At 64.0% G+C, this 8,403-nt stretch carries 18 protein-coding genes; all 18 read left to right on the top strand.

What is annotated here, in order from left to right:
• Positions 1 to 289: 289 nt before the first annotated feature.
• The 18 genes from K2L43_RS18795 (at position 290) to K2L43_RS18710 (ending at position 8,383) form a co-directional block, all read left to right on the top strand.
• The gene (locus tag K2L43_RS18795) at positions 290 to 670 is read left to right on the top strand and encodes a hypothetical protein (RefSeq protein ID WP_220639059.1); all 381 of its coding nucleotides are present in this window, start codon (positions 290 to 292) and stop codon (positions 668 to 670) included.
• Positions 671 to 726: 56 nt separating this feature from the next.
• The gene (locus K2L43_RS18790) at positions 727 to 1,020 is read left to right on the top strand and encodes a hypothetical protein (RefSeq protein ID WP_220639058.1); all 294 of its coding nucleotides are present in this window, start codon (positions 727 to 729) and stop codon (positions 1,018 to 1,020) included.
• A gap of 76 nt (positions 1,021 to 1,096) precedes the next feature.
• Positions 1,097 to 1,957 carry an N-6 DNA methylase gene (locus tag K2L43_RS18785; RefSeq protein WP_220639057.1) on the top strand — a complete coding sequence of 287 codons (861 nt, stop codon included), beginning with the start codon at positions 1,097 to 1,099 and terminating at the stop codon, positions 1,955 to 1,957.
• Positions 1,958 to 2,573: 616 nt separating this feature from the next.
• A complete protein-coding gene (locus K2L43_RS18780) occupies positions 2,574 to 2,774 on the top strand; it encodes a hypothetical protein (RefSeq protein ID WP_220639056.1) in 201 nt (66 codons plus the stop codon).
• An 83-nt stretch (positions 2,775 to 2,857) separates the two neighbouring features.
• Entirely contained in the window at positions 2,858 to 3,100 is a 243-nt protein-coding gene (locus K2L43_RS18775; protein ID WP_220639055.1) for a hypothetical protein, read from the top strand.
• Between the two features lie 14 nt (positions 3,101 to 3,114).
• Positions 3,115 to 3,336, top strand: coding sequence for a hypothetical protein (locus K2L43_RS18770; RefSeq protein ID WP_220639054.1), 222 nt, complete (start codon positions 3,115 to 3,117; stop codon positions 3,334 to 3,336).
• Between the two features lie 19 nt (positions 3,337 to 3,355).
• Positions 3,356 to 3,646: a hypothetical protein gene (locus K2L43_RS18765; protein WP_220639053.1), complete on the top strand. Its 291-nt coding sequence runs from the start codon at positions 3,356 to 3,358 to the stop codon at positions 3,644 to 3,646.
• A 134-nt stretch (positions 3,647 to 3,780) separates the two neighbouring features.
• Positions 3,781 to 4,011, top strand: coding sequence for a hypothetical protein (locus K2L43_RS18760; protein WP_220639052.1), 231 nt, complete (start codon positions 3,781 to 3,783; stop codon positions 4,009 to 4,011).
• A gap of 66 nt (positions 4,012 to 4,077) precedes the next feature.
• Positions 4,078 to 4,560 (top strand): hypothetical protein, encoded by a 483-nt coding sequence (locus K2L43_RS19155; RefSeq protein WP_255580609.1) that lies wholly within the window; start codon positions 4,078 to 4,080, stop codon positions 4,558 to 4,560.
• Between the two features lie 66 nt (positions 4,561 to 4,626).
• Positions 4,627 to 4,803, top strand: coding sequence for a hypothetical protein (locus tag K2L43_RS18750; RefSeq protein ID WP_220639051.1), 177 nt, complete (start codon positions 4,627 to 4,629; stop codon positions 4,801 to 4,803).
• Positions 4,804 to 4,831: 28 nt separating this feature from the next.
• Positions 4,832 to 5,026: a hypothetical protein gene (locus K2L43_RS18745; RefSeq protein WP_220639050.1), complete on the top strand. Its 195-nt coding sequence runs from the start codon at positions 4,832 to 4,834 to the stop codon at positions 5,024 to 5,026.
• 10 nt (positions 5,027 to 5,036) lie between these two features.
• Positions 5,037 to 5,759, top strand: coding sequence for an EAL domain-containing protein (locus K2L43_RS18740; RefSeq protein WP_220639049.1), 723 nt, complete (start codon positions 5,037 to 5,039; stop codon positions 5,757 to 5,759).
• Between the two features lie 14 nt (positions 5,760 to 5,773).
• Positions 5,774 to 6,037: a hypothetical protein gene (locus K2L43_RS18735; protein WP_220639048.1), complete on the top strand. Its 264-nt coding sequence runs from the start codon at positions 5,774 to 5,776 to the stop codon at positions 6,035 to 6,037.
• A 34-nt stretch (positions 6,038 to 6,071) separates the two neighbouring features.
• Positions 6,072 to 6,599 carry a hypothetical protein gene (locus tag K2L43_RS18730; protein ID WP_220639047.1) on the top strand — a complete coding sequence of 176 codons (528 nt, stop codon included), beginning with the start codon at positions 6,072 to 6,074 and terminating at the stop codon, positions 6,597 to 6,599.
• A gap of 101 nt (positions 6,600 to 6,700) precedes the next feature.
• Positions 6,701 to 7,174 carry a hypothetical protein gene (locus tag K2L43_RS18725; RefSeq protein WP_220639046.1) on the top strand — a complete coding sequence of 158 codons (474 nt, stop codon included), beginning with the start codon at positions 6,701 to 6,703 and terminating at the stop codon, positions 7,172 to 7,174.
• Between the two features lie 15 nt (positions 7,175 to 7,189).
• Complete coding sequence (locus tag K2L43_RS18720; protein ID WP_220639045.1) at positions 7,190 to 7,681, top strand: hypothetical protein; 492 nt, start codon at positions 7,190 to 7,192, stop codon at positions 7,679 to 7,681.
• Positions 7,682 to 7,751: 70 nt separating this feature from the next.
• Positions 7,752 to 8,183, top strand: coding sequence for a hypothetical protein (locus K2L43_RS18715; protein WP_220639044.1), 432 nt, complete (start codon positions 7,752 to 7,754; stop codon positions 8,181 to 8,183).
• On the top strand, positions 8,183 to 8,383 hold the full coding sequence (locus K2L43_RS18710) for a hypothetical protein (RefSeq protein ID WP_220639043.1): 201 nt from the start codon (positions 8,183 to 8,185) through the stop codon (positions 8,381 to 8,383). Before K2L43_RS18715 ends, K2L43_RS18710 begins: the two co-directional genes overlap by 1 nt.
• Positions 8,384 to 8,403 lie beyond the last annotated feature (20 nt).

The following is an 8,403-nucleotide window of genomic DNA, read 5'->3' as shown; positions in this document are numbered from 1 at the left end:
CCTGTCATGCCGGCCGCCGATGCCGGCACCGCGAACCCCGCAGCTACACGCCTCACCAGCCGCGTCGGCCTCCCCCCACAACCCCCGTCGATTTGCGAGGGGGACTTGTGGGGGGATGCTTTAACGACGCGGCCGGCGAGCCGTGTTTAACGCTGCAAAGACCCCACCCCATCCCAACCCTTCCCCGTGAGGGAAAGGGCCATCCCCACCCCCCGCCCGCCCCAGGGCGGGAGCGAGGGAAGCCGAGCGAGAGGATCGCTCTCAACAACCCATAACCGGAGGTCTAACCATGACGCAAGAACACATCATCACCGCCCGAATCACTGTCGCCGCCGACACCAAAGCCACGGCCGCCGCCGAGGTTCACGAGCTGCTGGCCTACGCCTTCGAGGTTTCCAACGACGAAGGCAAGTTCGCCGCCTTCGATGTTCCGCCGCAAGCCGAGCTGGACGACGAGGCCGAGCCGACCAACGAAGTCAGGGCGGCCCGCATTGCGGCCACGCTTTCCACCTACAAAGCCGAGCACCTTGGCGAAGCCGGCCCGGTGTGCATCGACACCGTGACCGACTTTGTGACCGACCTTCGCCACTTCTGCGAAGCGCACGGCCTCGACCTGTACGCCTCGCTCGACGCCTCTTACCTGCTGTATTGCGCCGAGAAGCAGCGCTAAGACCCACGGCCGCCCGGCAGGGCGGCCCTAACCCACCACTCCCGGAGGAATTCACCATGACCCAAATTTGCGACCGCTACGCCGACGAAATCATCGCCGGCAATCCCCACCAGTTCGACGCCATCGAGATTCAGGGCGTGCGCGAGTACATCGACCAGACCGACCCGCAGGGCAGCTTCTGCGAAGTCGACAACGACGACCCGCAGTTTTTCAGCGTGTACCTGCACAACGTCGCGGGCGGCGTTGCGTGCGTGGGCGACTTCTCCGACGTGGCCGAGGCCGCCGCCTATGGCGACGAGCTGGCCGCCCGCTATGGCTGGCCCATCTACGCCTACTACAAGCAGCACTGACCACAAACGCGAAGCCCCCGGCCTGTTGGAGCAGGCCGAGGGCTTCTAACCACCCCTCACGATTGGAGCGTGAAACATGGCTAAAGCAGAGTTTACGGGCCTCGACCCGCATCAAAAAGAGTTCGTGAAGCTGATCGGAGAAAACGCGCGCCGCTATCGCCGGCACGAGGTTTTCCGCGACTTCTGCGAAATGGCGGCCCTCAGTATCAGCAACACGGTAGACCGCCACCAGTACGCGGCCCGCGAGGCCCGCTACATGGAGATCGTCGGCCGCTACGAGCGCGCCGAGGTTGAGCGCTTCCCCCGGATGCTCGCGCACCTTGTCGACAGCCTCGAAGGCGGCCACAAGGACGCGCTGGGCCAAATCTTCATGAGCATGGAGCTGGGCGACCACTGGAAAGGCCAGTTCTTCACCCCTTACGAGCTGGCCTTGCTGATGGCGAAGATCACTATGGGCGACATGGCCGCCGTGATCGAGCGCGAAGGCTTCTTCACGTTGAACGAACCAGCAGCCGGCGCCGGCTGCATGGTGATCGCGTCGGCCGCCGCGATGCTCGATCAAGGCATCAACTACCAGCAGACCATGCACGTCACCGCGACCGACATTGACCCGACCGCGTGCCACATGGCCTACATCCAGTTTTCCTTGCTGCACATTCCGGCCATCGTGATCCACGGCAATGCACTTTGGCCCGAAAAGGCATGGGGCCATTGGGTGACGCCGGCCCACGTCGTCGGCTTGTGGGATGCCCGCTTGCGCCGCCGAGATCGCGAGCAGGCCGCGCGCGAAGCCCTCGCGCTGGCCGAGGCCTCGACCAGCGCCAAGGCGGCCGAAACGGCCCCGGAAATGCCGGCGCCGGCTCCCATTGAGCGACAGCGCGCCGAGATCGTCGCGCAGCGCGTGAAGGCCAGCGAACAGCTCGACCTGTTCGCCTGATACGGCAAGCCGGAACCGCCCGAAAGGGCGGCTTTTCACGCGGGCGCGCGTCGCGGCATTCAGGCCTTACGCGCGCGAGGCCGGGCAACCCGGCCGCGCCCCGATGGTGACAAGAAGGAGCTGGCCAGGCGCGAGGCCTGACACCAATCACCACCGTCGGGGCGAAGTCGCGCCGGCATGACCGGCGCCGTGCTGATCGAGGGCGGCAGCAACGGCCGCGCCAGGGCCAAGCCCGCGCCAGCGCTGCGCACTGTCACGGCCCCGGCTGTTCCTGTCACGCCCGCCGCAGTGCCGCAGGGCACGGCCGCTGCAACCGTCACGCCAGCCGCTTCGCTTGCCTGTCATGCCGGCCGCCGATGCCGGCACCGCGAACCCCGCAGCTACACGCCTCACCAGCCGCGTCGGCCTCCCCCCACAACCCCCGTCGATTTGCGAGGGGGACTTGTGGGGGGATGCTTTAACGACGCGGCCGGCGAGCCGTGTTTAACGCTGCAAAGACCCCACCCCATCCCAACCCTTCCCCGTGAGGGAAAGGGCCATCCCCACCCCCCGCCCGCCCCAGGGCGGGAGCGAGGGAAGCCGAGCGAGAGGATCGCTTTTCACAGGAACCAAGAGCATGAAAACCACGGAACCGCGCCCGGTGGAAGTCGGGCAGATCATCGAATGGGAAGGCGACACATGGCGAGTCCTGGGCCTGGGCGTCCGCATTGACGGGAAGGTGAACGCGCACCTTGCGAGCACCACGCGAGGCCGGCAGCAGCGCAACGGCTTCTACCCGGTGCAGATGGCCGACATGATCCCCGAGCTGATCGGCTAACCGTGACCTGTAGCACCTGTAATTCTGTTGTATCATTCGCCCAATAGTGATATACATATATCACCAAAGAGAGGAAAAAGACCGTGGCAATCCAGATCAAGAAAGACGGCATCGAGAGCGGCAAGGCGGCCTACCGCGTCACAGCGACGCGCCTGGGCGGGCCGATGTTTGTGGCCTTGATCCGCTACTTCGACAAAGGGGCGCTTGCCAATGCCGGCAACCAGGGCGAGGCGCCGCATTGGGCACTGATGCACTGGACTGGCCGCATTGACCGATTCGACACGCTGGCCGAGGCCAAGGCCGAAGCCCGCAAAACCTACGCATGACCAGGAGGAACGACATGACCACGCAGACCACACCGACCCGCGCAGCGCGCCGCTTGAACGACCACCACGCCCGCACGTTGGCAGGCTTCTATCCGAGCGCCGTTTGCTCGCGCGCCTTTGGCGCTCGCGTGCGCGCCGGCCAGCTCGAGATCACCGACGACTTCGAGGCGTGGCACACCGTCGACCTCAACAGCATCGAATTCCGCGACCACAACGGCCGCAAGATTTTCCTCTGACCTGACCAGGAGAAACGCCATGAACACCCGACTCCCCCTTGCTCTTGTGCTGGCCGGCCTGCTGGCCGCGTGTGCCCAAGAGGGCAACAAGCCCGCCGTCACCGTGACGATGCCGGAGGCCAAAACCGTCGCCTACTACAAGGCCAACCAGGACGAGCGCAAGGCCAAGCTGGCCGAGTGCCACGACAAGGCCGTGAACACGTTGCAAGACACGACCGAGGCGGCCGAGTGCCGCGCGGCCGGCAAAGCGGCGCAAGACGCCTTTCTGACTGTCGCCGCGAACACCGGCAAGACCTATAAGCGCTTCTGACCATGAGCCAATCATCCGCCCGCGCGCAGCGCGTGAAAAAAAGTTCTGTAGCACCTGTATTTTCGCTTGTATTGTCGGCTAGATAGTGATATATTTATATCACTGAAACAGGCAACCAACCCCGGAGGATCAAGATGCCGAACACCGCAATCCGCTACGTCGTCAAGGACGAACACACCCTGGGCTACTTGCAAGAAGGTTCGCCCTACATGGGCGTCTTGCAGGGTAGCGTTTTGAAGGGCGGCCACGACTGGAAAAACGGCCCGGTGTCCACGTTCGGCGCCACCATTCGCCCGGCAACCAAAGAGGACTTCGAGGCCTACCGTGTAGCCCTACCGTCCGACTTCAAGCCCGAAAGCCTTTAACCCCTTTTTTTTGCCCTTTAGTGATATACATATATCACCACAAGGGCGCCAACCGGAGGAAGCACCATGCAAACCGTTCAAGCACAGCAAGCCCGTCTGACCCGCGTTTTCCGCCGTGACGGCAACAGCTTCGAGCCTGTCACCGTCAACCTGTCCGACTTCGTGGCCCTGGGCGCACCGACCGCCCTGCCCGCTTCGTCGGGCTATTCGCTTTGCCAAGCCTTCCGCAGCAAGGCCGAGGGCGGCGAGATCGTCTACGCCCCGGCCCTGTTCAAGCTGGGCCGCATCGTCGCCACGCCGGCCGCGATCGACGTGCTCGAGCAGCACGGCAAGACCCCCTTCGACTTCATCGGCCGCCACTTGGCCGGCGACTGGTCGCACCAGACCGAGAGCGATGCGCTCGAGAACGCCGCCAGTGCTGAAAAGGGCTATCGCGTTTTCAGTTCGTACTACCTGACCGACGACCAGGGCGAGGACGCCCCGAAGGTTTGGGTGATTACCGAGCACGACCGCAGCGTGACGACCGTACTGCTGCCTTCCGACTACTGACCCACGCCGACAAGGGCGCAGCGCGCCCTTGTCACCGATCCAGTGACGACGACCAGGAGCTAGACCATGCCCCAGCAAAACAGCATCGAACTCGAGCAGCCCATCAACATCCGCCCGGCCGATTGGCGGCGCCTCCCGGCCTTCTACAAGAAGGTGATCGACGGCGTGCCCAGCGTGCTCGTGCGCCGAGGCCTTCGCGCCGCTTTCGTGCCCGTCCGGTTCGTTCACACCGGCATCTTCTAACCCGACCTCAACGACCAGGAGAACGACCGTGAAGATCACCAAGCAAGAGATCAAGGCAATGGCGGCCAACAGCCTGAACCGCATGGCGATTCTGATGAATCACGCCGAAGCCAAGGGCGCGCGCGACCTTCGCAGCTCGCGCGACGCGGCCAAGATGCGCCGCCGCGCCGAGCGCTACCGCAAGAACTACCAGCGCCTTCACGGCATGGCCGCAGGCTTCTAAGGGGACAACGATGCAAGGACTCTTTGAGCCGCTTTTCCAGCCCATCGTCGACGCGACGGGTGCGGTCTACGCCTATGAAGCCCTGATGCGGTTTCACGGCCACGACGCCAGCCCGGCGCCGTTCGTTCTCCGCTGGGAGAAAACCGGCTTCATCAAGCACGCTGATCGCGCCATGCTCAAGCGCATCGCGGAGATCGTCGGCACCGCCCGGCCGGCCTTGCGGCTGGCCGTGAACGTGTCGATCGCCACGGTTGAGGAAGGCGGCACCGCCTACCTCGAGGCCTTGAAGATGCTCACCCCGCACACGCGCCGCGTGATCGTGGAGCTGACCGAAACCAGCCCGATCCAGGACATGCCGGCGCTGATGCGCTTCATCGGCCACTGCCGCGAGCTGGGTTGCTCGATCGCGCTGGACGACTGCCGGCCGGGCCACCTGTACGGCGATCCGGCGTTCATTGCGCAGATCAAGCCGCAGGCCATCAAGCTCGACGGCGAGTTCCTTCACCACTGCTACAGCACGCGCGAGATCGCGCCGGCCGTTGAGCTGCTGGCCGCCGCGCGCAGCGTGAGTGCCACCGTCATTGCTGAATGCGTCGATAGCCCGGCCATCCGCGACTTCGCGTTTTGGCTGGGTGTCAATCTGGCCCAGGGCCACGCTATCGGCCGTCCGGCCCCACTGCCCGGCATTGCCAAGCCGGCCGCCGACACCATGCCCGCACCGCTGGGCAACTGACCAGGAGAACACCCTTGAAAGCCTCGACCCTGCTTTTCAGCATCGCTTGCTTCCTTGCTGCCGTCATCGCCCCGCCTGCACTGGCCGCGAACGTCGCGGCCGGCCTGCTGGGCCTGTTCGTGCTGGGCAACAAGCCAGCCCAGCCCGCGCCCGTCGTCGTCGTGCGTGAAGTCCCGCCGAAGCGCGCGCCGGAACCTCGCGTGTTCCAGGTGCGCGGCGGGATCGTGGTGTTCGAGGATCGCGGCGGCAATACCGTCAGCCGCTTCTATCCGGCATGATGAACATATCTTTCACTACAGAGGGAATACAACAATGCTTTTCTTGAACCGAATCCCCGATCACGCCATGCGGCCGGCCCTGCTGGGCACGCTGGCCGTGTCGGGCGGCATCGTGGCCTATGCCTCGCATACCTCGAACCCGCTGCTGCTGTTTCCCGCGCTGCTTGTTTTCGGCCTGTTTTACGGCCTGATCCTCGAAAACGATTGGCGCAAGTTCCGCGATCGCCGGCACCGTGCCGTGATCGGCACTTTCAAGCAGCTCGACCAGATCGCGGACGGCAAGCGCTGGATCGGCGCACAAAGCACCATCGTCGCCCAGCTCGAGCCGAGCGACATGGAGGGCGTGCCCAGGCCATACCACCGAATGACCTTCCGCTACCCCTTGCTTTGCAAGACGGAGAAAGGCGCGTGGTTTCTCCTGCATGTGCTCACCCACGGCGACAAGGTAATCGAATACGGCATCACCCCAATTGCAGAAGAAAAGGCCGCTGAATTGGTGCAGGACGAACCGGAGATTATGGCCCGGCATTTCAAGCCACTTAATGCCGTTGAAGTTGCATAACCCATTGAATAAAAACGCTTTTTTATTAGGAAAATCAACGGTTTAGCCTAGATTTTCAAGGCGTCGCGTGATATACTTATAGCGCGTAATAGGAGGCCATCATGTTGAATGGAACCACCGTAAAAGCACCACCCAAAAAGCCCGGTTTCGGGATTTTGGTTTATGCCCTTGCCGCTGCTTTGGCAGTGCTGGCGATCGACTGGTTCTTGCGTGAAGGCGCGCAGGAAGCGAGCGGCCGAGGGGCGGCCATCGTTCACGGCTTGCGCGGGTTGTGGGAACTGGCAGAACCGGCCAGGACTGCGGCCGGCGAATGGCTGGCGACGCACTCGTGGCGGCCGTTCCTGATGGTGACGGGCGGCTTGGCCCTGTTTGGCCTCCTGCTGATGCGCGGAATGCCGCCTTGCCCCAAGCGCAGCTTGATCGACTTCTTCGCCACCACGTCGGCCTTGCTGTTCGTGTTCTCCGGCACGCTCTACGGCGCCTTCCTGCTGACCGGCAACTGGCATAGCGCCAAGCTGGCCGTGGCCGCCTTGATCCTTTTCTTGCTGGGCGCGCGCTTGAAGCGCGTCCGTTGAACCAGGGGGAAATTCATGTTCTTGCAACGACTCACCGATGAACAACTGACACAGACCGCGATCGGATCGGCCGCCGCGTCCATCCTGATCGCCGTTGTGGCTTTCGCCTACGACGGCGGCAAGGCCGGCGCCGTGCTGGCCCCCTTGCTCGCCATCCCGGCGATCTTGACCCTCATCGAGAAGAACGACCGGCGCCTACGCGCTGCCTGGGCGCGCAATGTCCGGGCCGCATTCCACGGCTTCGACCTGTTGCAAGACGGTAAACGCTGGAAGGGCAGCGAAGCCGAACTGGTACACATGGCCGACCCGCAGCACGTCGACAACAAGGATCGACAGCTACAGCTTGCGATCCTGGGCAAGACCAAGCGCGGCGCGTGGTTCATCTTGTCCCTGCTGACCGAGGGCGCTGACGTGATCGGCCTCGAGCTGCGCGAAGTCGACGAGAACGAGGCCAGTACCTTCACCACCAACAAAGAGGCCGCTTTCAAGGCGGCCGAGCTGGCATAACCATCACCAGGGCCGCCCACCAGGAGGCCTTATTTTTTGCCCGAGAGGGCGCGCGGAAAGGAGCAACACCATGCAACAAGCTGACATGAACACCACCACCTTCGAGCCGGAAACCATCATCGAAATCAACGACACGATGCGCGGCTTTCGCAAGCTCGCCATCGTCGTCGGCGCCGGCAACGCCTACGTCGACCTGCTGGACGACGACACCCCGTTCCCCACCTACACCGCCCTGAACCCGGCGCCGGCCGGCGATCCCCTGTCGTGGAGCTTCGCCCTTGCCGACAAGGGGCCGGAAGCAGCGGGCGCCTTCAACGAGCTGATGGAAGCCTTGCTGGGCGAGCGGCTGGACAGCCTCACCTACTACCGCGCCCTCAAGTGGGCCTTCGACCACCACGAGTTCGACGCCGGCAAAGCCATCCAGGCCGGCCGCGAGGCGACGGCCAAGGTGCGCGAGTCGCGCGACTACATGGATCACACGATCGCCGGGGCGACCGCCTGATGAGCGACGCACAACCCCAAGCCCTCGAGCTGCCCACCTGCCCGGAGTGTCACGGCGTCGTGACCATGCCCCCGCGCATGGGCATGTCGCACCACACCTGCAAGTGCAGCGAATGCGGCAAGACCTTCTCGTTCTTGGCCTTGCTGGGCATCAGCGTCGGCCAGATCGAGCACTTGAACAACCCCGAGCCGCTGCACTAAGCCAGCGACCCCACAAGGAA

It is taken from the genome of Diaphorobacter sp. MNS-0 (assembly GCF_019602835.1).
Lineage (GTDB): Bacteria > Pseudomonadota > Gammaproteobacteria > Burkholderiales > Burkholderiaceae_C > Diaphorobacter > Diaphorobacter nitroreducens.
This window is presented reverse-complemented; position numbering and strand designations above follow the sequence as displayed.

Excerpts from the sequence above, each read along its gene's own strand:
- K2L43_RS18790 (WP_220639058.1), top strand. The coding sequence starts at position 727 with ATGACCCAAATTTGCGACCGCTACGCCGACGAAATCATCGCCGGCAAT.
- K2L43_RS18795 (WP_220639059.1), top strand. The coding sequence starts at position 290 with ATGACGCAAGAACACATCATCACCGCCCGAATCACTGTCGCCGCCGAC.
- K2L43_RS18760 (WP_220639052.1), top strand. The coding sequence starts at position 3,781 with ATGCCGAACACCGCAATCCGCTACGTCGTCAAGGACGAACACACCCTG.
- K2L43_RS18750 (WP_220639051.1), top strand. The coding sequence starts at position 4,627 with ATGCCCCAGCAAAACAGCATCGAACTCGAGCAGCCCATCAACATCCGC.
- K2L43_RS18720 (WP_220639045.1), top strand. The coding sequence starts at position 7,190 with ATGTTCTTGCAACGACTCACCGATGAACAACTGACACAGACCGCGATC.
- K2L43_RS18725 (WP_220639046.1), top strand. The coding sequence starts at position 6,701 with ATGTTGAATGGAACCACCGTAAAAGCACCACCCAAAAAGCCCGGTTTC.
- K2L43_RS18785 (WP_220639057.1), top strand. The coding sequence starts at position 1,097 with ATGGCTAAAGCAGAGTTTACGGGCCTCGACCCGCATCAAAAAGAGTTC.
- K2L43_RS18765 (WP_220639053.1), top strand. The coding sequence starts at position 3,356 with ATGAACACCCGACTCCCCCTTGCTCTTGTGCTGGCCGGCCTGCTGGCC.
- K2L43_RS18770 (WP_220639054.1), top strand. The coding sequence starts at position 3,115 with ATGACCACGCAGACCACACCGACCCGCGCAGCGCGCCGCTTGAACGAC.
- K2L43_RS19155 (WP_255580609.1), top strand. The coding sequence starts at position 4,078 with ATGCAAACCGTTCAAGCACAGCAAGCCCGTCTGACCCGCGTTTTCCGC.
- K2L43_RS18710 (WP_220639043.1), top strand. The coding sequence starts at position 8,183 with ATGAGCGACGCACAACCCCAAGCCCTCGAGCTGCCCACCTGCCCGGAG.
- K2L43_RS18730 (WP_220639047.1), top strand. The coding sequence starts at position 6,072 with ATGCTTTTCTTGAACCGAATCCCCGATCACGCCATGCGGCCGGCCCTG.
- K2L43_RS18715 (WP_220639044.1), top strand. The coding sequence starts at position 7,752 with ATGCAACAAGCTGACATGAACACCACCACCTTCGAGCCGGAAACCATC.
- K2L43_RS18780 (WP_220639056.1), top strand. The coding sequence starts at position 2,574 with ATGAAAACCACGGAACCGCGCCCGGTGGAAGTCGGGCAGATCATCGAA.
- K2L43_RS18740 (WP_220639049.1), top strand. The coding sequence starts at position 5,037 with ATGCAAGGACTCTTTGAGCCGCTTTTCCAGCCCATCGTCGACGCGACG.